Origin of the sequence: Flammeovirga aprica JL-4, from assembly GCF_012844305.1 — a bacterium.
In the GTDB taxonomy this organism is placed as follows: domain Bacteria; phylum Bacteroidota; class Bacteroidia; order Cytophagales; family Flammeovirgaceae; genus Flammeovirga; species Flammeovirga aprica.
In genome coordinates this window covers 12,524-35,653 of sequence record NZ_JABANE010000021.1, presented here as the reverse complement: position 1 = coordinate 35,653, position 23,130 = coordinate 12,524, and the positions used below count along the sequence as shown (strand labels likewise).

Annotated in this window: 18 protein-coding genes; 16 read left to right on the top strand and 2 right to left on the bottom strand. The window is 36.1% G+C overall.

Features of this window, described 5'->3' with window-relative positions; genetic code table 11:
• Positions 1–19: 19 nt before the first annotated feature.
• Positions 20–1,396 (top strand): YfcC family protein, encoded by a 1,377-nt coding sequence (locus tag HHU12_RS09745; protein ID WP_169656553.1) that lies wholly within the window; start codon positions 20–22, stop codon positions 1,394–1,396.
• Complete coding sequence (locus tag HHU12_RS09740; RefSeq protein WP_169656552.1) at positions 1,390–2,298, top strand: lysylphosphatidylglycerol synthase transmembrane domain-containing protein; 909 nt, start codon at positions 1,390–1,392, stop codon at positions 2,296–2,298. Before HHU12_RS09745 ends, HHU12_RS09740 begins: the two co-directional genes overlap by 7 nt.
• A 2-nt stretch (positions 2,299–2,300) precedes the next feature.
• Here the strand turns inward: HHU12_RS09740 and HHU12_RS09735 are convergent, their stop codons facing one another.
• On the bottom strand, positions 2,301–2,867 hold the full coding sequence (locus HHU12_RS09735; protein WP_169656551.1) for an NAD(P)H-dependent oxidoreductase: 567 nt from the start codon (positions 2,865–2,867) through the stop codon (positions 2,301–2,303).
• Between the two features lie 185 nt (positions 2,868–3,052).
• Here HHU12_RS09735 and HHU12_RS09730 point away from each other — a divergent pair, with 185 nt between their 5' ends.
• Positions 3,053–3,910: a histidinol-phosphatase gene (locus HHU12_RS09730; RefSeq protein ID WP_169656550.1), complete on the top strand. Its 858-nt coding sequence runs from the start codon at positions 3,053–3,055 to the stop codon at positions 3,908–3,910.
• A gap of 9 nt (positions 3,911–3,919) precedes the next feature.
• Here the strand turns inward: HHU12_RS09730 and HHU12_RS09725 are convergent, their stop codons facing one another.
• Positions 3,920–4,453, bottom strand: a complete 534-nt coding sequence (locus HHU12_RS09725) for an NUDIX hydrolase (RefSeq protein WP_169656549.1) — start codon at positions 4,451–4,453, stop codon at positions 3,920–3,922.
• A 275-nt stretch (positions 4,454–4,728) separates the two neighbouring features.
• Between HHU12_RS09725 and HHU12_RS09720 the strand changes: the two genes are divergently transcribed.
• The 13 genes from HHU12_RS09720 (at position 4,729) to HHU12_RS09660 (ending at position 23,081) form a co-directional block, all read left to right on the top strand.
• Positions 4,729–7,008: an NADP-dependent malic enzyme gene (locus tag HHU12_RS09720; RefSeq protein WP_169656548.1), complete on the top strand. Its 2,280-nt coding sequence runs from the start codon at positions 4,729–4,731 to the stop codon at positions 7,006–7,008.
• Positions 7,009–7,339: 331 nt separating this feature from the next.
• Positions 7,340–9,457 (top strand): HEPN domain-containing protein, encoded by a 2,118-nt coding sequence (locus tag HHU12_RS09715; protein WP_169656547.1) that lies wholly within the window; start codon positions 7,340–7,342, stop codon positions 9,455–9,457.
• An 81-nt stretch (positions 9,458–9,538) separates the two neighbouring features.
• Complete coding sequence (cobA, locus tag HHU12_RS09710) at positions 9,539–10,315, top strand: uroporphyrinogen-III C-methyltransferase (protein WP_169656546.1); 777 nt, start codon at positions 9,539–9,541, stop codon at positions 10,313–10,315.
• Between the two features lie 297 nt (positions 10,316–10,612).
• The gene (locus tag HHU12_RS09705; protein WP_240970893.1) at positions 10,613–11,161 is read left to right on the top strand and encodes a precorrin-2 dehydrogenase/sirohydrochlorin ferrochelatase family protein; all 549 of its coding nucleotides are present in this window, start codon (positions 10,613–10,615) and stop codon (positions 11,159–11,161) included.
• A 185-nt stretch (positions 11,162–11,346) separates the two neighbouring features.
• Positions 11,347–12,891 (top strand): caspase family protein, encoded by a 1,545-nt coding sequence (locus HHU12_RS09700; RefSeq protein ID WP_169656545.1) that lies wholly within the window; start codon positions 11,347–11,349, stop codon positions 12,889–12,891.
• Between the two features lie 263 nt (positions 12,892–13,154).
• Complete coding sequence (locus HHU12_RS09695) at positions 13,155–14,315, top strand: TIGR03364 family FAD-dependent oxidoreductase (protein ID WP_169656544.1); 1,161 nt, start codon at positions 13,155–13,157, stop codon at positions 14,313–14,315.
• 544 nt (positions 14,316–14,859) lie between these two features.
• Positions 14,860–15,222 (top strand): hypothetical protein, encoded by a 363-nt coding sequence (locus tag HHU12_RS09690; protein ID WP_169656543.1) that lies wholly within the window; start codon positions 14,860–14,862, stop codon positions 15,220–15,222.
• Positions 15,223–15,591: 369 nt separating this feature from the next.
• Positions 15,592–16,869 carry an alginate export family protein gene (locus HHU12_RS09685; RefSeq protein ID WP_169656542.1) on the top strand — a complete coding sequence of 426 codons (1,278 nt, stop codon included), beginning with the start codon at positions 15,592–15,594 and terminating at the stop codon, positions 16,867–16,869.
• A 22-nt stretch (positions 16,870–16,891) separates the two neighbouring features.
• The gene (locus HHU12_RS09680) at positions 16,892–18,292 is read left to right on the top strand and encodes a CmpA/NrtA family ABC transporter substrate-binding protein (RefSeq protein WP_169656541.1); all 1,401 of its coding nucleotides are present in this window, start codon (positions 16,892–16,894) and stop codon (positions 18,290–18,292) included.
• Between the two features lie 151 nt (positions 18,293–18,443).
• Positions 18,444–19,526, top strand: a complete 1,083-nt coding sequence (locus HHU12_RS09675; RefSeq protein WP_169656540.1) for an ABC transporter permease — start codon at positions 18,444–18,446, stop codon at positions 19,524–19,526.
• A gap of 5 nt (positions 19,527–19,531) precedes the next feature.
• On the top strand, positions 19,532–20,416 hold the full coding sequence (locus HHU12_RS09670; RefSeq protein WP_169656539.1) for an ABC transporter ATP-binding protein: 885 nt from the start codon (positions 19,532–19,534) through the stop codon (positions 20,414–20,416).
• A 46-nt stretch (positions 20,417–20,462) separates the two neighbouring features.
• Positions 20,463–21,281 carry an ABC transporter ATP-binding protein gene (locus HHU12_RS09665; RefSeq protein WP_169656538.1) on the top strand — a complete coding sequence of 273 codons (819 nt, stop codon included), beginning with the start codon at positions 20,463–20,465 and terminating at the stop codon, positions 21,279–21,281.
• 138 nt (positions 21,282–21,419) lie between these two features.
• The gene (locus HHU12_RS09660) at positions 21,420–23,081 is read left to right on the top strand and encodes a SpoIIE family protein phosphatase (protein ID WP_169656537.1); all 1,662 of its coding nucleotides are present in this window, start codon (positions 21,420–21,422) and stop codon (positions 23,079–23,081) included.
• Positions 23,082–23,130: the final 49 nt, after the last annotated feature.

Sequence of the window (23,130 nt, the reverse complement as noted above, 5' to 3'; positions counted from 1 at the left end):
GATTTGAATTCAATTCCTAATGAAAAAACTTCCAGACACTTTAGTCATTGCCTCTGTTATTCTATTAATTTTTATTGGTCTAACATGGCTTATCCCCGCAGGTGAATACAGTAGAGAACTTTTGAACGGTAGAAATATTTTAGTACCCGGTTCTTATCAAGGAGTGGAGGCTTCTCCTCAGGGTATTACCTCTTTTTTTACCGCTCCTTTAAAGGGTTTTATTTCTGCCTCTGAAATCATTGCTTTCATCTTTATTGTAGGTGGAGCCTTTGGTATGATGAACGTTACGGGTGCTATTGAAGCGGGCTTGCAAGAACTAGTAGGCTGGAGTAATAAACATACACTCTATAAGAAAATTATCATTCCTTTCATCATCGTCATCTTTTCTATTGCAGGAGCCACTTTTGGTATGTCGGAAGAGGTGTTGGTATTTATTCTGGTCACAATCCCCATGGCAAAAGCAATGAAGCTGGATCCAATTGTGGGAGTTGCCATTCCATTTGTAGGGGCAGGAGTAGGCTTTGCAGGAGCAGTGAGTAATCCGTTTACGATTGGTATTGCACAGGCTATTGCTGAAGTTCCGTTGTTTAGTGGATGGCAGTACAGAATATTTATCTGGGCGGTATTTACAGCCATCGGTGTGGCTTATATTATGCGTTATGTAATGCTGATTTCAGCAGATCCATCAAAAAGTTTGATGCCTGGAAGTGTAGGTTCTGATGAGGAATTAAAAAGTGCTGAAAAAGTGCCGTTTACTTGGCAGAGAATGCTGGTTTTAATTCTTTTTGCATTGGGGATTGTCATGCTTGTTATTGGAGTAGCGAAGTATGAGTGGTATATGATTGAAATTGGAGGTTTATTCTTCGCAATAGGCGTGATCTCATGTTTGGTATGTGGTGTACATGTGGATAAAATCAGTGATGGTTTTGTGAAAGGATCCAAAGAGATGATGACAGCTGCATTAGTAGTCGCATTCTGCAAAGGAATTTTGATCATTGCCTCTGATGGAAAAATTATAGATACCGTTTTATATGGAATTGCCAATGTGGTCAATGGATTGCCAAAAGTAGCATCTATAGAAGCCATGTTTGTTTTTCAAAGTTTCTTAAATACGTTCTTGCCTTCTGGAAGTGGGCAGGCGGCATTGACAATGCCTATTATGGCACCACTGAGTGATTTATTGGGGATTTCCCGTCAAATTGCCGTTTTAGCCTTTCAATTTGGTGATGGTTTGACCAATCTGATTATCCCTACAAGTGGTGTGACAATGGGGGTGCTTTCGATTGCAAAAATTCCTTATGAGGTTTGGGTGAAATGGATGGGACCACTTCTTGCTATATTGATGTTGGTTGCAGGCGTTTTATTATTAGGTCCAATGTATTTAGGAATATGGTAGCAAAGTATCAAAAAGTATTAAGTTATAGCCTTAAAGGCCTTGCCGTACTTTTTGCTATTTATGCACTTTATCAGTTTTATTTTTATTCCCCTTGGGAAAAAGTAAGTATTCAATCTCCTTTCTTTCTGGTTGTTGCTTTTGCTTTAATGCCTTTGAATTGGTTATTAGAGTCTAAAAGGTGGCAAATTTTATTGAAGCCACTTTTTAATATTTCCCTTCTGAATGCCTTATTAGGAGTCCTTTCAGGATTGGGTGCATCATTTTTAGCAGGGAAAACCGTTGGGAGTGCATTGGGGAGGTATTGGGCGATACCCAAATCAGTAGACCGACAACAATCTGTAGGAGCCTTGTTTATAAGTCAGTTGACACAAGGAGTACATACATTCTGGATTGGAATACCCTGTACTTTATGGTTCCTAAGAAATCACATTATTCAGTTTCAAAATACATCTATTTTTATTGGATGTTTTGTCATCGTTGTTCCTCTTGTATTGTTTTTGATTAAGAAACTGTCTGAAAATGAAAAAGCTATCCATTTCTTTCAGCGTTATTTTCTTTTACTAAAAGAATATACAATTACACTCTTAGCCTCTACGCTGACATTAGGATTTATACGTTACTGTGTGTTCACATTACAATTTGTATTGATAATTCGCTCTATTGACCCATCAATACCTTTTCAGCTTCTTTTGCTTATCGTTCCAGTTATTTTTTTAATCAAAACTATCTCACCCAATTTAGGCGGTTTTTTGGATTTAGGAATTAGAGAATTGTCTACTTTATATATTTTTGAATATTTGGGATTAGACCCCAATACTGCACTTGTATCAGCGTTGATTATTTGGGGAATCAATATTTTACTTCCTTCAGTGATTGGTTTGAGTATTCGCTGGAAATTATAAATCTATGAAACTTTTTTTCTCATACTCGGATCTAAGTAAGGATCTGTAATGTGATCGATAAACTCTTTTGCCAATTTTGTCAACTTGGAAGTGTTATTTTCTCTGCCTAGTGTTATTGCGTTGTAGACTGCATAGGTTTTCCTGAAATTCATTCCCATCAACATTGCTGTTTGCTCAAAAGGCTTAATAAAATCTTCCATGGTGAAACTATTTGCAGTTACTCTTTGATAAGCTTCTTCGGGACCGCCAACGGTAACAGCTGTGAGGAGCTCTTTTCCTTTTAATTTATTGCCATTAATTCCAAAAGCAAATCCATGATCTAGTACATTTTTAATATAGTTCTTTAAAATAGGAGACATATTATACCAGTGTAAAGGAAATTGAAGGACAACTCTGTCAGCTCTCAATAAAGCATTTTTTTCAAAGTGAATGTCAATATTTCCATCAGGATACAACTCATTGAGCGGATGGAAATCAATAACACAGATTTTTTTAATCTCTTCAACGAATCTTTTGTTGATGATGGATTGGTTATAGTTTGGGTGAGCAAAAACAACTAAGATATTCATGGTTTTGGGTCATTGAGTAGTGATTAGGTTTAACGTATTGTATTAAAAATGGATGTATCACGCAAAAACCTTAACAATAAATCTTACTTCAAGTCTATAAAAAAATAAGATATTACTATGGCTTATTGACAAATGGAAATTATATTAATAGGGAAACTATTGATGAAATATATAAACAATTGATTATGAAACCTTCATGGACCAATTTTCACAGCCATACCTTTTACGATGATGGTAAATCACCTTTAGAAGACTATATAATTGCGGCGATTGAGCAAAATGTGAAATCTTATGGATTCTCTACGCATTCACCTGTTCCGTTTCCTTCTACATGGAATATGAAAATGGAAAATTATCGTGAATACTTAGCTGAAATTGATCGTCTCAAAGAAAAATACAAAGGTCAGATACAGATTTATGCAGGATTAGAAGTGGATTATATTGAGGGAAGATGCGGTGTGCATAATTTTAGAGAATTAGATTATTCAGTGGGGTCAGTGCACTATGTCAATCAGTTTGAGGATGGAAATTACTGGGAGATTGACTACACAAAAACGCATTATGATAAAGGATTGCAGGAGATTTTTGGAGGAAGTATACAAAGAGCCTTCCAAAGATATGTGGACTTAAATATCAAAATGATTGAAGAGGATACACCTACAGTATTAGGGCATTTGGATAAAATGAAAATGCACAACTCTACGGGTAAATGGTTTGAGGAAAGTGAAGAATGGTATCAGGAATTAATTGAAAAATACCTTGAAGTTATCAAAGCCAAAAACATTATTGTAGAAGTGAATACTAGAGGTTTTTACAAAGGCTATTCACAACTGTACCCTAGTCCGTGGATTTTAGAAAAAGTACTCGAAAAAAATATACCAATTACCTTAAGCTCTGATGCTCATACTACAGCAGAAATTACCAAAGGTTTTGCAGAGACAGCATTACAACTTAAAGAAATAGGATTCAAAACCATGCATGTACTATGGGACGGAGAATGGCAACCTTTCCCATTTGATGAAAAAGGCGTTTACCTGCCTTAATATCCTCGGTTAGTATTTTACAAATTGACCCAGATTCACTTTTTCCTTGGAAGGGGAAGCAATGTAGCTTTCTAAAGCAAATGTAGAAGATTCAAAAGCGATCTCCTTCCATGGAATTTCATCCAGCTCAAAAAAGCGTACTTCCAAACTTTCAGAAGTAGTCGCTTCATATTCCTCTGAAGTTAAATCCACTAAGAATAAAAGGTACACCTGATTAAAATTAGGAAGTGAAAATACCGTATGTAAGCGGTTGACTTCACCTTTGGCACCAGTCTCTTCAAAGAGTTCTCTCAATGCTCCATCCTCAGGGCTTTCCCCATTTTCTAAAAATCCCGCAGGAAGGTTCCAGAAACCATAACGCGGTTCAATAGCTCTTTTTGCCAATAATACTTTCCCTTCATACATAGGAACGCATCCCGCTATGATTCTTGGGTTTTGATAATGTATAGTATCACAATTTGGGCAGTAATAGCGGTGCTTATGATCCCCTTCTGGAATAATATATTCTAAATCTCCATTACCGCAATTGCTACAGAATTTCATAGTTTGATGTATGATTAAGTAAGACTGAATTTGACTTGAGTGTTGGTTTGGTTCCCAGTTTTCTTTAATGGGAGAAGCCAAACTTACTCTAAATTATAAAAAACTTTACAGAATAAAGAAAACTAATTTTTAATCCAAACGAAAGTAACTACTTTTGACTTCGATTATAGACACTCATTAAATTAAACAGAGTACCACGATATAAGTTTTCGTAGCATTTAATAATCGATCATTATTTCTAAGTACTAAATACACAAAACATAAAGTAATCAGGTATGTCTAAAAACGTAATACGTAAAAAGGACTCATTAGAGTACCATGAACAGCCTATTCCGGGTAAAATTGAAGTAATACCAACTAAAAAGACCAAAACACAACGTGACCTTTCTTTAGCTTATTCTCCAGGTGTGGCAGATCCATGTTTGGAAATTGCAGAAAGAAAGGAAGATGTTTATAAATATACAGCTAAGGGTAACTTAGTGGGAGTAGTTTCCAATGGTACAGCCGTTTTAGGTTTAGGAGATATTGGTCCTGAAGCCTCTAAACCTGTAATGGAAGGTAAAGGTGTATTATTCAAAATCTTTGCAGGTATCGACGTTTTTGATATTGAATTAGACGCCAGAGATCCAAAGAAATTTATTGAAGCATGTAAGACTTTAGAGCCAACTTTCGGTGGTATCAACCTTGAGGATATTAAAGCACCAGATTGTTTTGAAATCGAGCAGACTTTAAAGAAGGAAATGAACATTCCTGTCATGCATGATGATCAGCATGGTACGGCTATCATTTCTGGTGCTGCTTTATTGAATGCCGCTGAAATTATCGGTAAAGACTTAAAAGATTTGAGAGTGGTAGTGTCAGGTGCAGGTGCATCGGCAGTATCATGTATTAATATATTCTTTGAATTAGGAGTTCAAAGAGAGAATGCCATTGTTTGTGACAGTAGAGGTGTCATCCGTAAAGACAGAGAAGGTTTAACGGGTAACAAATTAGATTTAGCTACTGACATCGATGTTCACAATTTAGAAGAAGCATTAGTAGGAGCAGACGTTTTCTTAGGATTGTCTAAAGGAAATGTGATGACTGCTGAGATGTTGAAATCTATGGCTGAGAACCCTATCGTTTTTGCATTGGCGAACCCTACGCCAGAAATCGCATACGATTTAGCGATGAGTACTAGAGATGATGTAATGATGGCTACAGGTCGTTCTGATCATCCTAACCAAGTGAACAACGTATTAGGTTTCCCATATATTTTCAGAGGAGCTTTAGATGTTAGAGCGACTGAAATTAATGAGGAAATGAAATTGGCTTGTGTTAGAGCGATTGCAGAATTAGCGAAAGAGCCAGTGCCAGAAGCAGTAACTCAAGCTTACAATGTAGACCGTTTGATTTTTGGTAGAGACTACTTTATTCCAAAACCATTAGATACTCGTTTATTGACAACAGTAGCACCAGCAGTTGCTCAAGCCGCTATGGACAGTGGTGTAGCTCAAGCTACTATTGATGATATGGAAGCTTACAAAGAGGAGCTGATCCAAAGAATGGGTACTGGTAATGACATTATGCGTCGTTTAGGTGTGAAAGCCAAAAATGCTTGCAAGCGTGTGGTATTTGCTGAAGCAGATAATCCGCATGTATTGAGAGCTGCGCGTATTGCCATGGATGAAGGTATTATTGAGCCAATCTTATTAGGACGCCGTTCGAGAATCAAAGCGATGATCGAAGCATTGGAATTGGATGAATTGATGAATGCAGAAATTCTAAATCCAAGATCTGATGACAGTAAAGAGAAGCGTGAAGAATACGGTCAGAAATTCTATGCGAAACGTCAGAGAATGGGTACTACACTCTATGAAGCTCATGACTTAATGAGTAAGCGAAGTTATTTTGCTTCAATGATGGTAGAACAAGGTGATGCTGACGCAATGATTGCCGGTATTCACCGTAACTATATTTCATCATTAGCACCTTCACTTCGTGTAATCGGTACTGTAGATGACAAGCCAGTAGCTACAATGTATATGGTATTGACCAACAAAGGACCATTATTCTTCGCAGATACAACGATGATCGAGAACCCTACAAAACAAGAAATTGTAGAGATCACTGAAGCTGTGACTAAGAGAGTAAAAGAATTCTTTAAGTTGGAGCCAAGAGTTGCATTGCTAAGTTATTCTAACTTTGGAGCATCGAAGAAAGGTGATGACGCTTCTAAGATGAGACAAGCAAGAGAAATCTTGAAGGAAAGAAATCCTAACTTGGTAGTGGATGGTGATATCCAAGCTGACTTTGCATTGAACCCAGAGAAGACGAAGACCAACTTCCCATTCTCAGAGTTAGCAGAAAAATCAGCCAACGTTTTAATCTTCCCTAACCTTTCATCTGCAAATATTGCATTGAAAATGTTAGAAGAAGTTTCTGATTCAACTGTTGTTGGTCCAATTGTAATGGGTATGAAAAAACCTGCCCATGTTCTTGAAATGGGAGCCAATGTACAGCAAATTTTGGATATGATTACAATTGCAAATCTTGATGCACAAAATCAAGTTTAATTTGAAATAACAATCAAGTCAGATGATCAAAACTAATTTGGAATCTGACTTGATTTTTCTTCAATAAAAGGATGAATAAGTGTAAATTATATACTTTTTTTATTTTGAAAAAAGTAATGCAAGTCACCATAATTAAAAGGCTGATTCTATCTTTTTTGTAATGAAAACATACTTAAAAAGGGATATTTATAAGAAATATCCCTTTTTCTTTTGAAATATTTATTTTCCTCCTTAAAATTGCATGAGACCATAGGATAATGGTCTTTTCATTTTTACTATTAGTATAGTAAATCGATAGGGAATAAGATATAAAACTAGTAATATACTCATCATGCGTAGCTTTAGAACCGAACTTGAAAACCCAGTAGTGGAGCAGGATATCTTAGATTTAGAGAAGAAAATCAGATTGTTTCATGAGGGAAATATTGATGACGAAAAATTCCGTAGCCTTCGTTTAGCGAGAGGTGTTTATGGTCAGCGTCAGCCTGGTGTACAAATGATTCGTATTAAGATACCTTACGGTAAATTGACAATGAGACAATTGAACCGTATTTGTGAGGTTTCTGATACGTACTCTAATGGTAAATTGCATATCACTACACGTCAGGATATTCAAATTCACTACGTTTCTTTAGATGATGCTCCACAATTATGGGCTGAGCTAGAGAAGGACGAAGTTACATTAAGAGAGGCTTGTGGTAACACAGTAAGAAACATCACTGCTTCAGAAAAAGCAGGTATTGATGCAGAAGAGCCATTTGATGTAACTCCTTATGCTCACGCTACATTTGAGTACTTCTTAAGAAATCCTATCTGTCAAGAGATGGGACGTAAGTTCAAAATCGCATTCTCTTCATCAGAAGCAGATACAGCTTTTGCATTTATTCATGATGTTGGAGCTATTCCGGTAGTAAAAACAATTGATGGTGAGGAAAGAAGAGGTTTTAAAGTACTAATCGGTGGTGGTTTAGGTGCACAGCCTTACATCGCTGAAACTGCTGCTGAGTTTATGGAAGAGGAAAAATTAATTCCTTTCATTGAGTCATTAGTAAGAGTATTTGACCGTCATGGTGAGCGTAACCGTAGAATGAAAGCAAGAATGAAGTTCTTGTTACAGGATATCGGTAAAGAAGAATTATTACGTTTAGCAGAAGAGGAAAGAAAATCATTGAAAAACCAAGAGATTTGGGTAGACAGATCTAAAGTGGATTCAGTAGTTCTTCCTCAAGAACACGCTGCTGTTGAAGTAGAAGTAACGGACGAAGCGAAATTCCAAAAGTGGAAAGAAGCGAACGTATTTGCTCAAAAGCAAGAAGGTTTCTACGGTATCTTAGTTCGTTTGACTTTAGGTAACTTTGATACAAAGACAGCTAGAGAATTAATCAAAATCGTAGAGAAGTATACTGCTGACGATTTTAGATTAACAATCCGCCAAGGTATCTTATTAAAGTACGTTCGTGAAGCTGATTTGAAAGCGATCTACAATGAGTTAGATAAAATCGGTTTTGCTGAACTAGGGTACGATACTACAGCAGATATCACAGCTTGTCCAGGTACTGATACTTGTGTATTGGGTATCTCATCAAGTACTGGTATTGCTAGAGTTTTAGAAGATTTAGTAAAAGTAGAATATCCTGACTTAGTGACGGATGATACTTTCAAAATAAAAATCAGTGGGTGTCCTAACGCATGTGGTCAGCATACGATCGCTCAATTTGGTATTCACGGTAGTTCGTTGAGAAACAAGGCGAACAAAATGTTATTGCCAGCAGCTCAAATCTTATTGGGTGGTGGTTTTGACAGTACAAACACTCCTCATATTGCAGATAAAGTGATCAAGATTCCTAGTAAGAGAATCGAAGATGCTTTCAGAATTGTAGTAGACAACTATGATGAAAACTCAACAGAAGGAGAGTACTTTGTAGATTATTACAAGCGTCAAGGTAAAGATTACTTCTATGATATCTTAAAGCCATTGGCAGTATTGGATGATCTTACACCAGAAGATTACTTGGATTGGTACACTGAAGAAGATAAATTCCAATTGCATAAAGCAGTAGGTGAGTGTGCAGGTGTAATCATTGACTTAGTTCAAACATTGATCTTCGAAGCAGAGGAGAAAGCAGGTTGGGCAGAAGAGGCCTTCAAGAAAGGTTTATTTGCTGATGCGATCTACCATGCTTACAGTAGCTATGTAAACGCAGCGAAAGCGTTGCTTTTAGATAAAAAGGTAAAATTAAACAGCCACATGACGGTGATCAACCGTTTTGCAGAACACTATGATGCTCAGTTCAATTTTGCTGAAGGTTCATTTGTTGATCATGTATTAAGAATCAACAAAAGCGAACCATCAGAAGAGTTTGCTAAACAGTACATTGAAGAGGCGAAAGTATTCTTAAATGACGTTTCAAACTTAAGAAAAGAGGATTTAGCGACTGAAGACGCCTAGATACTACTATACCCCTGATTGACTTTTATGTCAGTCGGGGGACATTTAATCTATCAACAAACGAACACCAAGCGAATCACTATGACAAAGACTATACAACCAGAATTGACCCTTGTTGGGGCAGGGATTGGAGATCCGGATTTGATTACGGTAAAAGGGATGAAGGCACTAAGAAGAGCAGATGTGGTTTTGTATGATGCTTTGGTCTCAGAGGAACTCTTGGAATATGCACCCCAAGCAAAGAAAGTATATGTTGGTAAAAGAGTAGATCAGCATTCTTTCAAGCAAGAAGAAATCAATCGTCTGATTGTATCTCATGCAATTGGTGGTGGACATGTAGTTCGTTTGAAAGGAGGAGATCCATATGTTTTTGGTAGAGGGCATGAAGAAATGCTTTATGCACAGAAACATGGTATCAGAGTAAATTTAGTGCCAGGTATTAGTAGCTCGGTAGCTGCACCTGCATTACAAGGGATTCCTGTAACAAGAAGAGGAGATAGTCAAAGTTTTTGGGTAATCACTGGAACAACAAAAGAAGGTGATGTTTCTAAAGATATAGCATTAGCTGCTCAATCTTCAGCAACAGTAATCATCTTGATGGGTACTAAAAAGATCGATCAGATCATGGATAGTTTTAAAGTGGCAGGGAAAGAAAATACACCTGTAGCCATTATCCAAAATGCTTCAACTCCTGAAGAGAGAATAGGTATAGGTCATGTTCATGATATCGCTGATATTATGAGAAGAGACAATTTAGGGTCTCCTGCAGTAATAGTAGTAGGTGATGTGGTTAGGCATCACACCAAATATCCAAATAGACTTTCAGATGTAGTGGTAAACGCTACAGTCAATGCATAATAAACAATCAGTGCGTACGTGGCGTTGTGTGTTTTAATTTATCAATTAGAGACATACATCGGTTAGTGGTTCAACAGTGTCGTTGCGTACCGCTGATGGTTTTGACTCATTTTATTTTTATAAGAGAGCAGGATATAGTTTCCTGCTTTTTTTATTTCCCTTATTTTTGGAGTAAGTAGTATTTATTTCATTGAAAACCTTAAACACTACTCACTCAATATAGTTGTATAGACGAAAAGATTTTTAAAACTAAAAATACTTCCTATTATGAATCATATGTTTCCCATATTTATAAAGATGTCAGAAATCTCTACACTTATAGTAGGAGGTGGTAATGTAGGACATGAAAAATTAGAGGCCATATTGAAAAACAGCCCTAACGCTGTAGTATCGGTAGTTTCTATTGACTTTGGAGAAGCGTTATTGGATTTAGCCAAAGATTTTCCTAATGTAACTTTGCATAAGAAAGCATTTGAGTTTTCAGATTTAGATCCTCATCATATCGCTTTATTGGCTACGGATGATTACGGTTTGCATGTTGAGATTCAAAAGGAAGCCAACAAAAGAAAAATGTTGGTCAATGTAGCAGATACACCAGATTTATGTGATTTCTATTTAGGGTCAGTAGTAACAAGAGGAGATTTGAAGATTGGTATTTCCACGAATGGTAAATCACCAACTTTAGCTAAACGTATGAGAGAGTTTTTAGAAGATGCTCTTCCGAATGAAACACAACAATTATTGGATAACCTTAGAACGATCCGAGACAAACTGAAAGGTGATTTTGCTTTTAAAGTGAAAAAGCTAAACGATATCACCCAGCAGGTTTTTGATAAAAAAGAATAAAAACCAAAGAACACAATGATTTAAAAATTTAAGTTATTGTGTTTTTTTATGCCGTTTTTTCCCCTGTTTAAAAGAAGTTTTCATCATTTTTTAATGATAGCAAATACAAACACTACAATAGAATAGCTGATATTAAATCCGTAACTTTGTAAGCATTACTCTTCAAATATTTTAAACAAACAAAAATGAAATTGCCTTTACTACTTATCCTCTTGCTTTCAATCAGCATATCATTTGCACAAGACAATAATGGTGTTGATGCTTATAATTCTACTATTAATGAATATTTCGTAGAGGAGTTTAATGATGCTCAAAATCCATGGGTTGGATATACTTATGAAGATGAAGATGCTGTACATTATGAGTTTCATAATGGATTATCATATTTGATGTCTTATGGAGAGGAAACCCCTGCGATAAAGATGATCTCAGGCCTAGGTTACACTAAACTGGATAATTACATACTAGAGAGTACAGTTCATTTTTTGAGTGGAGAAGGAGAAAATGCTAACGATATGTTTTGGGGAGGGGCGTCAGATTTTTCATCTGGTTTTAGAATGGGATTCAATGCAGAAGGGCAAGTACATGCTATGAAGTTAGAGGACGGTTATTGGGTAGATCTCTTGCCTTGGACGGATAACCCTTATCTGGAATACGATGATTTTAATATTCTTGCTGTAGAGAAAATTGGTAGTGAATATCACTTGTTTGTCAATGATGATAATTTCTTTAGCTTCAAAGCTGAACCGATTCCCTCAGACCATGATCTTACAGGCTTTGTAGCAGATGGAACTTCCATAGCTTTAGATGAATTTATAGTCTATGAAGTCATTACCAAATCACCAATTCAACAGGAAACTGCAACCAATGCTCAGATAGAAACCAAGCATTATGCGTCAGTTCAAACTACGGTTTCTACTCCAGCACCCAAAAAAGAAGAGGCAACAAGTGATACTAGAGGATTGAAAGTGATTAAAGATAATAAAGGTGCTTCAGCAGATGTGAAAGGGAATTACTATGCTTTAATTATAGGGGTGCAGAATTATACCCATAATTCCATTAAAGATTTACAATTCCCGATACGAGACGCAAAACTGTTTAGAGAGATTTTAGTGTCTAAGTATAGTTTCGCTCCCAATAATATTGTCTTTTTAGAAGACCCCAACCGTTCTCAGATTTATAAGGCCTTTAATCAATTAAGAAGCCGAATTACTGAAAATGATAACTTGATCATCTTTTATGCAGGACATGGCTATTATGATGAGAATGTAAAAGAAGGTTATTGGTTGCCTTCAAATGCTGAAGAAGGAGATGATTCAGGTTGGATTGCTAATTCTGGTTTAAGAACTAAAATTGATGCTATTCATTCGAAGCATACTTTATTAATATCTGATGCTTGTTTTGGTGGAAGTATTTTTAAACCTTCTCGTTCGGCATTTTCGGATGCAGGAAGAAGTATTGTACAATCCTATAAAAAGGTAAGTAGAAAAGGAATGACAAGCGGAACACTGAAAACGGTTCCAGATGAAAGTGTTTTTATGAAATACTTATTGAAAGCATTAAAAGAAAACAATAAAAAATACATGACGGCTTCTTCTTTGTTTTATAGTTTTAATGAAGCTGTGGGGAATAACAGCTATAATGTACCTCAATTTGGTGTGCTTTTTCAGGTAGGTGATGAAGGAGGACAGTTTGTTTTTATCAACCCAAAAGGAACAACAGGCAATTAATTATTTGATTTAAGTATTTTAATTGATGTGTTATTGTTTGATCATGAAGATAAGGTAACAATAAAGTAAAAGAAGAAATATAGCACTCGTGTATTCTCTAATTAATTCATTTACAGTTTACTATAAATACATCACTAAGTTGCTTACTTCTTGTAATATTAGCAAGTACTAGGAAAGAGGAAAAAAGATAAGGTAAAATTTTCATTTTCTTTTGTCTTAGTACTTATGATATAAAGTTTGGAAACCCAACGTGCTAATATATTATGAAAAGCAATACTTATGACTTGATTGTAGGAGGGGCAGGAATAGTAGGACTATCACACGCTTTAGCGGCTGTCAAAAAAGGATTGAAGGTGGCCGTTATTGAAAGAACACCTAAACCTATGGGAGCTTCTGTCAGAAATTTTGGCTTCTACTGGCTTATCGGACAACAAAATGGTGAACATTTTGACCTTGCTTTGAGAAGTAGAGAGGTATGGTTGGAAATGATTCAAGAAGCAAAAATATGGGCCAGAAAAAGAGGTGCACTGTTTTTAGCCAATTCAAAAACAGAAGCTGATGTGCTGGAAGAGTTTCATACATTGACACAGCATGAAGCTTATGAAACTACGCTTTTGAGCCGTGAACAGATGGGAAAATACATTCCGTCATTATCATCCTCCAGCATTGAGACAGGACTTTTAAGTACTACCGAAATTCAAGTATCTCCTTTTCAAGCCATTTTTCAGCTGATAGAATATCTGAAATTCAAAGGGGTGGATATTTTCTTCTCAGAACCTATTTTGCATGTGACTTCAGGAGAGGTGATAACAAGTGCAAGAACACTGACGGCCAATAAAGTGCTTTTATCCACAGGAAGTGATATTTATAGTTTATTTCCTGATGAAATCAAAAAACAGAATACTACACTTTGTTCACTTCAAATGATGAAGTTGAAAGTACATGATAAATCGAAACTGCCTAAACTTCCTATCGCTACAGGAACTTCATTGATACATTCTCCTTCTTTTAATATTTGTCCTTCAATAGACAAGCTTAGAGAACAAATCAGTGTCAAATCACCATTACTAAATGAGTGGGGTATTAATTTGATGATAGGCACTACTCCAAGTAAGGATGTGATTTTGGGAGATTCTCATGAGTATGGTGCTGAAAAATTCAAGAACAATAATGAAATCAATGAGCTTTTGCTTACTGAAATGAAAGGCATAGTTGAATTAGGTGAATTCAAAGTACATGAAACTTGGAATGGGACTTACCTAAAAACGGAGGGTAAACCCTATTTTCATTCAGAAGTGGAAGAAAATGTTCATTTAGTAAACGGTTTAGGGGGTAATGGAATGACTATTTCATTTGGTTTGGCTGAAAAGCATATCAATGAATGGATGGGGGTTGGTGAATTGCCTAAAGCTGAAATGATATAAGAGCATTTTTGAAACATCTCTTTTGAAATGTATATTGATAAGAACCAAGCCGAATATAGTATTCAACTATTCTCGGCTTGGTTCTTTGCGTAAAAAAGGTTCAAGGTAAAATATACTTTGAACCTTGTTGAAAACAATAATAATGAAAGTAGATAGGTTATATGGAAATTAACTCATTGATCATATTTTATGAATATACTTTCAGCATTACCTCTTAGCGATTAAAGTAATACAATACACATAATATACCTCAATCAAAATTCCATCGGTAATACATAACATGAATACCTTTATGAGGTGTTCAAATGTTTTTATATATATTCTTACTCTAAAAAGGGAAAAGTGAGCCTGTAACCCCTACAGGAAATCTATAAAAACTTCAAAATATTCACATTAAAAGAACTTGTTGTATTTAAATAATATAATTTCTTAAATATTTCACTAAAGTGTGAAATTTACGTTTAAATTATTAGGGTTGTAATTCTCTATAGTTTATTTTTGTGTTACCATATCTTAAACACAGACAATATAAATATCAAATAAAATGAATCAGTTCAATTCAACATTATTGGATACAATTCCTTTTGAACTTGATTTCAAGTGGAGTTTGAAAGTAAAACAAGGAATGGCACATGCCGCTACTTTTGCCTTTAGAGTTCTAAGTGACGACGTTTATGAAAGTCGTGAGAGAACGGAAAGTATTATAAGAGAACTATTAAGTAACTACCGTTTCAGAGAAGATTTTCAAATTGAAGATGTTAATCACGATGAGCTTGTAGTTTATAAGACAGTAGTAGGGCAAAGGCCTGAGGATTTGAATAGGAAAATGGAGCTTTTCAAGAAATGGGTGAAACAAGCACAGCAAGATGCCCGTTTATCAATGAGAAAGTTCACACCGACATTGTAGAAAAATTATAGATAAAGTATATAAAAACTGTTTCAGTCTTGGAGCAGTTTTTTTTTGTGCCAATGTTGTTTTGGATCATAAAACATCAAATTCAGTACTTTTTTAAGTAAATACGTAAAAATAAGTATAAAATTAAGTAATATTTTTTTGATCTAATTACTTATAAGTAGATGTACTTAATGAGTGTTAATAACTGAAATTCAGAATGTTATAAATTTATTTCTGTTAAATGGCAGTTTTTTATTTGTTTAAAAAACATGTTTTTTTATGAAAAATACCGTTTATATTCTTTCAGGATCGGTCTAAGTTTGCGTATAATCTAAGTATAATTACTTAAACACTTCAATCAGTTTAACAAACTTAAGGCTAATGAAAAAGTTTATTTACGCTATCGTATTGCTATTAGGTGTAGGATTCCAAGCTACTGCACAAGAGTTCAAAATTTCAGCAGAAATTAGACCACGTTCTGAATTAAGAAATGGTTTTAAGAAGTTGAGAACAGATACTCAAGAACCTGCTTTCTTTACAGAGCAGAGATCAAGATTAAACCTTGATTATAAGTCGGACAAATTTACAATGAGATTATCATTACAAGATGTTCGTATTTGGGGTTCAACAAATCAGATTTATAAGACTGATCCAAATGCTTTAACAAACATTTCTGAGGCATGGGGACAGTACAATTTCACAGAGAAATTTAGTTTGAAAGTAGGTCGTCAAATGATCTCTTATGATAACCAAAGATTCTTAGGTGGATTAGAATGGGCACAACAAGGTAGAAGACATGATGCTGCTTTATTTATTTACAATGATAAAGCATCTAAATTCCAAGTTCACGCAGGTTTTGCATTTAACCAATCAGGTTTCGAGCCAGGTAAATTAGTTGGAAACGATTACTTAGGTGTAAATAGCTATAAGTCATTCCAATACTTATGGGCACACAAAGACTGGGAAAAAGGTAAAGCTTCAGCTTTAGTATTCAACGACGGTTACCAATATGGTGCTACTTCTGACAGTGTTTCTCAAAGACAAACTATTGGTTTAGTAGGTAGCAGATCATTCGGTGCTTTAACAGTAGCAGGTGAAGGTTACTACCAAACGGGTTCTTTAGGAATGTCAGACGTTAACGCTTACTTATTAGACTTGAACCTTACTTTAAAGACAAAAGTTACTCCAATCACTTTAGGTTACCAAGTATTATCAGGTAATGATGTGACTTCTGCTGAAAACAACGCTTTCGCACCGTCTTATGGTACTAACCACAAATTCAACGGTTTCATGGATTACTTCTACGTAGGTAACGGTCATGGTAACGTAGGTCTTCGTGATATCTACTTAAACACTGCATTCAAAGTTGCTAAAGGTACTTTCAAAGTTCAATTACACCAATTCATGGCTGATCAAACGAAATATGGTTCAGGAGATGCTCCAATGGAATTAGATGGTTCAAACTTAGGTACTGAAGTCGACTTAATCTACGCTAAATCACTTGGGAAAGATGCTTCATTAGTAGTGGGTTACTCTCAAATGTTCGCTACAGACAACATGGTAGCTCTTAAAGGCGGTAACAAAGACTTGATCAACAACTGGGCATTCGTAATGCTAACATTCAAGCCAACATTATTTACTTCTAAAGTATCTAAATAATCAATAAAAAATCTTATTACTCATGAAAAAGTTCAACTCATTCATCTCATCGCTTGTAGCGTTGTCTCTTGCAGGGATGCTATTCAACTGCAGTGGTGCAAAATCTTCATCAGAAACTCAAAATTCTGTAACTGTAGCAGCTGAAGAATCATCAACAAATCAACTTGATATTGAAAAGCCACAATTAACTTTCGGTTTCATCAAGTTAACAGATATGGCTCCTTTAGCAATCGCTAAAGAACTAGGATACTTCGAAGATGAAGGATTATTCGTAACTATCGAAGCTCAATCAAACTGGAAAAACGTATTGGACCGTGTGATTGATGGTGAATTAGATGGTTCTCATATGTTGGCAGGTCAGCCAATCGCAGCAGGTGCTGGTTTTGGTCGTCAAGCAGACTTAGTAACTTCATTCTCAATGGACTTGAATGGTAACGGTATCACAGTATCAAACGATGTTTGGTCGAAGATGAAAGCTAACGTTCCAATGAAAGATGGTAAGCCAGTTCACCCTATCAAAGCTGACGCTTTAGTACCAGTAATCAAAGAGTACAAAAACGACGGTAAAGCTTTCAAAATGGGTATGGTATTCCCAGTTTCTACGCACAACTATGAAATTCGTTACTGGTTAGCAGCAGCAGGTGTTCACCCAGGTATGTATACTAAAGAAAACATTCAAGGTCAAGTAGATGCAGACGTATTATTATCTGTAACTCCTCCGCCACAAATGCCAGCTACATTAGAAGCAGGAACTATCTACGGTTACTGTGTAGGTGAGCCTTGGAACCAGCAAGCGGTATTTAAAGGAATTGGTGTTCCTGTGACTACAAACTACGATATCTGGAAAAACAACCCAGAAAAAGTATTCGTAATGACAAAAGAATTTACTGAGAAATATCCAAATACTTCAGTAGCGGTAACAAAAGCATTAATTAGAGCAGGTAAGTGGTTAGATGAGCCAGGAAACAGAGCAAAAGCTGTTGGTATCTTATCAATGCCAGAATACGTAGGTGCTGATTCAGTAGTAATCGCTAACTCAATGACAGGTACTTTCGAATTTGAGAAAGGTGACAAGCGTTCAATGCCTGACTTCAACGTATTCTTCCGTCATCACGCAACTTACCCATTCTATTCAGATGGTGTGTGGTTCCTAACTCAAATGAGAAGATGGGGTCAAATTCCTACAGCGAAAGCGAAAGGATGGTATGACGAAACGATCAAAGATATCTACAGACCTGATATCTGGTTAAAAGCAGCTAACCTATTAGTAGAAGAAGGTCACTTATCTAAGTCTGACATTCCTCAAACTGACGGTTACAAAGCTCCAACAAAAGACTTTATCGATGGAAAACTATTTGATGGTAAAGACCCACTAGGTTACATCAATAGCTTCGAAATAGGTAATAAAGACGAAGCAATGTAATAATCATTCTTCAAAGTTAGATTGTACAAGGGAGGTGCAGGACTTACACCTACATGTAGTACTGCATCGCCCTTATCATCCATTCTACTTCTACTAAACTGACATAATTATAATAATCAATTACAAAAGGAACTAAAAGAATAATACTATCATGAAAGAGAGAATACTGCAATTAACCGGAATCCAAGCTTTTCTAGCACCATGGATTAGTGTCTTCAAAGGTGAGGAAGTACAGAAAAATGTACAAGCGTTGTTAAAATCTTATATCTATCCACTTTTATCTATTTTATTATTTATTGGTATCTGGCACGCAAGTGCATCTTACTTATTTAACAAAGAGGCAACAGCAAAGATTGAAAAAGCAAGAGCAGAAAGAGGTGACGCAGGGGCATTAGAAATGCAAAACTGTATCATATCAGGTGATGTAAGCTGTATGCCAAACACATTGCCATCTCCAGCGACAGTATGGGATGCATACCTTTCATTATTAGCAGATCACAAGATTATCTCAGCAAAGAAAGAAGCATTTGATTTAAAAGTAGCTAAAACAAACGAAAAAAGAATTGCAAAAGGTCAAGACCCTATTACTTATACAGGTAGACCTTCATTTGTAGATCAAATCAAAACAAGTTTGAAAACAGTATTCGCAGGATTTTTACTAGCAGCGTTTATTGCTATTCCTATCGGTATTATAATTGGTTTGAGCACAACTTTAAGAACTTCATTTAACTGGTTAATCCAGATTTTAAAGCCAGTATCGCCAGTAGTGTGGTTATTATTAGTATTTATGATCGTGAAGACAGTAATGTCTGACTCGGATATGGATAAATCGTTTATGATTTCATTTATCTCAGTAGGTTTATGTTCAATGTGGGCAACACTTGTCAACACAAGTATGGGTGTTTCTACGGTAGATAAAGACTTCGTAAACGTCGCTAAAGTATTGAAACTTAGCATCGGTCAAAACATTTTCAAAGTAGTATTGCCATCGTCACTTCCAATGATTTTCACAGGATTGAGAATTACACTTTCAGTAGCATGGATGGTATTGATTGCGATTGAATTATTAGCACAGTCACCAGGATTAGGTTCATTTGTTTGGGAAGAATTCCAAAACGGTGCAAGTGATTCAAATGCGAAGATCATCGTAGCCATGTTCGTGATCGGTATGATTGGTTTTATGTTAGATAGAATCATGATGGTAGTTCAAAAAATGATGTCATTTAACAAGTAATTCCTATGGCGTACTTAGAATTGAAAAACGTAAGCAAGGCTTACGGAACCGGAAAAGATAGAGTAGAAGTCTTAAAAGATATCAACTTAACGATTGAGGAAGGTGAGTTTGTGGCCATCGTAGGTTTTACCGGTAGTGGAAAAACAACCTTAATCAACCTAATCAACGGATTGGAATTTCCTGATGAGGGAGAGGTACTTCTACAAGGAAAACCAATCACTGGCCCTGGTCCTGACAGGGGAGTAGTCTTCCAAAATTACTCATTGCTGCCATGGTTGACTGTGGCGCAGAATATTAAATTGGCGATTGACGAGGTGTATCCATCTGCTTCTAAAAAAGAAAAGAAAGAGATGATAGAGAAATACGTAGGGATGGTACATCTCTCTCACGCCATTGACAAATTACCTTCAGAACTTTCTGGTGGTATGCGTCAGAGGGTATCAGTTGCAAGAGCCTTGGCCATGAATCCTAAAATGTTATTGATGGATGAGCCTTTGAGTGCATTGGATGCCTTAACAAGAGGAACGCTTCAAGAAGAGATTGTCAACATCTGGGGTGAAGACAGAAAAACTTGTCTTCTGATTACTAACGATGTGGATGAAGGGATTGTAATGGCAGATAGAATCATTCCATTAAACCCAGGTCCTGAGGCAACACTAGGTCCTAATTTCAAGGTAGATCTTGCTCGTCCGAGAGTGATTGCAGAGATCAACAAAAACGATACTTACAAACACTTAAGAAACGAGATTCTGGAATACTTGATTGCTGTAGGAGCTTCAAGATCAGGCCAGAAAACGACTCAATATGAGTTGCCAGATTTAAAACCAGTGATGCCAGGGCGTATCAAATGGGGACTTAGAAAGAAAAAGGAAAAACTGGAGTACTTCTAGGCCAACAACATTTTCTAATTCATGTACAATCTAAATTTTTAAGAAGATGAGCGTTATTGCAAAAGATATTTTACAGCCTGAAATTATAGAGGATACAAGACCAGATATGTTGGTTTGTAAGGATATTGCTAAAATTTATCCTACTCCTAAAGGCGATTACACTGTATTATCAGATCTACAATTAACCATCAAGAAAGGTGAATTTATTTCGATAATCGGTCACTCAGGATGTGGTAAGTCAACGTTGTTGACGATGATCGCAGGTCTGAATGAAATCAGTAAAGGTGCTGTGTATGTAGACGGTGATGAAGTGAGAGGTGCAGGACCTGATAGAGCAGTAGTATTCCAGTCGCCAAGTTTATTCCCTTGGATGACAGCATTACAAAACGTAATGATCGGGGTGAAGCAAGTATTCCCTCATGCTACAAAAAAACAAAAACAAGACATTTGTAAGTACTACTTAGACAAAGTAGGCTTAGGAAATGATTTCAATAAAAGAGCTTCAGAGTTATCGCAAGGTATGCAACAGAGGGTAGGTATTGCTAGAGGTTTTGCATTAAAGCCAAAAGTATTACTACTAGATGAGCCTTTTGGTATGCTAGATTCACTTACAAGAGGTGAATTGCAGGACGTACTTCTTGAAGTTTGGCAAAAAGAACAAATTACAGCCATTATGGTCACTCACGACGTGGATGAATCCATTTTCCTTGCAGACAGAGTTATCATGATGACAAGTGGTCCTTTCGCAAAAATTGGTGATGAATTAAGAATCCCATTTGAAAGACCTCGTAATAGAGTAGACATTTTGGAACACCCTGACTATTATCAGTACAGAGGGTATTTGATGGACTTCTTAAATCATTAAGAATAGATATGCTCTTGTGTGTTTCGCACAAGAGCAATCTCTTTTTCTTTTAAGTGAGTTAAATACAACTTAGGCATCCGTAAAACCGATTAAATCAAACACCATGAAAATGCAATCTCACGACTACACTACTAAACTATGAACAAGTATCTATTAAAAAATCCGAAGAAAAGATTTACAGCGTCTTATGTCATTGCCCTTTCTATCATAGCTTTACTTAGTATTGCTAGTCAGATTGTGATTAGATCGGTTTTGAACAAGCAAGAAAAAGATGCTCGTGTAATTAACATTTCTGGTCGACAAAGGATGTTGAGTCAGAAAATCAGTAAGTTGGCACTTCAACTTGATAGGGCTGAAGATCCAGGTGAATTTGGTACAATCAAAAAGGAATTTGCTACAATCATTGATTTGTGGTCATCTTCTCATTATGGTTTAAGAGACCGTTTGCCAGAAATGGAGCTTCAAGGTGAAAACAGTGAAACTATCCAGCAAATGTTTGAAGGGATTTCACAGAATTTTGACCAGATGTTTGAAGCGTCTCAAAAAATCTTGAAATCAAGTAACTCTTATGAAATTGATGTTCAAGTATCGCAGATTTTGAGAAACGAAGGTTCATTTTTGAAGCAGATGAACACCATCACTTTCCAGTATGATCATGAGTCAACGGCAAGAATTCAGCAGGTAAAACTGATTGAGATGATTCTTTTAGGAATCACATTGCTGTCGATCTTCCTTGAAGCCTTTTTCATTTTCCGACCTGCTGTAATTGCCGTAGATCGTTATTTGAGAGAAACTATCAACAGAGGTTTAGCACTTCGTGAAGCACATGACAACTTATTGGCATCTGAGGAGAAAAAAGAGTCGGTGCAGAAAGAATTGTATGAACAGCTAGAGAAAAACCATGAACTTCAAGTCAATATCAATAGAGATCTTGAGTTGAAAATCAATGAAAGAACAAGAGAAATTCAGGAGAAAAACGAAGAGATTTTAGCACAAAGTACAGAACTGAAATCACAAAATGATTTACTGGCTACAGCCAATCAAAAAGTGACGGATAGTATTACTTATGCCACAAAACTTCAGTACTCTATCTTAGGATACAGACAAAATATATTAGAAAGTTTTAAAGATGGATTTATCTTAAATAAGCCGAAAGACATTATTTCAGGCGACTTCTACTGGTATTACCAAACGGAGGATTTAAGATTCTTGATTGTGGCAGACTGTACAGGACATGGTGTTTCGGCAGCCTTTATGACCATAATTGGTAATCTTTTATTGAATGACATTATTGTTAATCAGCAGATAAAATCGCCAAATGATATTCTTAGTCTTTTGGACATGGAACTGTATTCATTGATGAACTTAAGAAATTCCCAAAAAGTGTATGACGGAATGGATTTAGGTTTAGTCGTAATCAATGAACATCAAAGAATCATAGAATTCAGTGGTGCCAAAAGACCTGTATATTTTGTAGGAGCAGATAATAAAATTAATAAGATAGCCGGTTCGAAATCAACGATCGGTTATTCATCAAAAAATATTAAAAAGAGCTTTCAAACTGAAACCATCAACTACCAAGGTGGTGACAGATTGTACTTATCGTCAGACGGTTTTCAAGACCAATTCGGAGGAAATACAAATAGTAAGTTTATGCAGAATCGCTTGATCGAATCACTAAACAGAACCATGAATTATCCAATGGAAAAACAAAAGAAAGTGCTTGAAGGCGTCTTCGATAAATGGAAAGGAAACAACGCGCAGACAGATGATGTTCTAATTGTAGGAGTAGAACTGTAACTGCTGTAATTGATTATTTTATTGATTTGTAATTATGATCACCTGCTTC

Excerpts from the sequence above, each read along its gene's own strand:
- HHU12_RS09745 (WP_169656553.1), top strand. The coding sequence starts at position 20 with ATGAAAAAACTTCCAGACACTTTAGTCATTGCCTCTGTTATTCTATTA.
- HHU12_RS09740 (WP_169656552.1), top strand. The coding sequence starts at position 1,390 with ATGGTAGCAAAGTATCAAAAAGTATTAAGTTATAGCCTTAAAGGCCTT.
- HHU12_RS09735 (WP_169656551.1), bottom strand. The coding sequence starts at position 2,867 with ATGAATATCTTAGTTGTTTTTGCTCACCCAAACTATAACCAATCCATC.
- HHU12_RS09730 (WP_169656550.1), top strand. The coding sequence starts at position 3,053 with ATGAAACCTTCATGGACCAATTTTCACAGCCATACCTTTTACGATGAT.
- HHU12_RS09725 (WP_169656549.1), bottom strand. The coding sequence starts at position 4,453 with ATGAAATTCTGTAGCAATTGCGGTAATGGAGATTTAGAATATATTATT.
- HHU12_RS09720 (WP_169656548.1), top strand. The coding sequence starts at position 4,729 with ATGTCTAAAAACGTAATACGTAAAAAGGACTCATTAGAGTACCATGAA.
- HHU12_RS09715 (WP_169656547.1), top strand. The coding sequence starts at position 7,340 with ATGCGTAGCTTTAGAACCGAACTTGAAAACCCAGTAGTGGAGCAGGAT.
- cobA (WP_169656546.1), top strand. The coding sequence starts at position 9,539 with ATGACAAAGACTATACAACCAGAATTGACCCTTGTTGGGGCAGGGATT.
- HHU12_RS09705 (WP_240970893.1), top strand. The coding sequence starts at position 10,613 with ATGTCAGAAATCTCTACACTTATAGTAGGAGGTGGTAATGTAGGACAT.
- HHU12_RS09700 (WP_169656545.1), top strand. The coding sequence starts at position 11,347 with ATGAAATTGCCTTTACTACTTATCCTCTTGCTTTCAATCAGCATATCA.
- HHU12_RS09695 (WP_169656544.1), top strand. The coding sequence starts at position 13,155 with ATGAAAAGCAATACTTATGACTTGATTGTAGGAGGGGCAGGAATAGTA.
- HHU12_RS09690 (WP_169656543.1), top strand. The coding sequence starts at position 14,860 with ATGAATCAGTTCAATTCAACATTATTGGATACAATTCCTTTTGAACTT.
- HHU12_RS09685 (WP_169656542.1), top strand. The coding sequence starts at position 15,592 with ATGAAAAAGTTTATTTACGCTATCGTATTGCTATTAGGTGTAGGATTC.
- HHU12_RS09680 (WP_169656541.1), top strand. The coding sequence starts at position 16,892 with ATGAAAAAGTTCAACTCATTCATCTCATCGCTTGTAGCGTTGTCTCTT.
- HHU12_RS09675 (WP_169656540.1), top strand. The coding sequence starts at position 18,444 with ATGAAAGAGAGAATACTGCAATTAACCGGAATCCAAGCTTTTCTAGCA.
- HHU12_RS09670 (WP_169656539.1), top strand. The coding sequence starts at position 19,532 with ATGGCGTACTTAGAATTGAAAAACGTAAGCAAGGCTTACGGAACCGGA.
- HHU12_RS09665 (WP_169656538.1), top strand. The coding sequence starts at position 20,463 with ATGAGCGTTATTGCAAAAGATATTTTACAGCCTGAAATTATAGAGGAT.
- HHU12_RS09660 (WP_169656537.1), top strand. The coding sequence starts at position 21,420 with ATGAACAAGTATCTATTAAAAAATCCGAAGAAAAGATTTACAGCGTCT.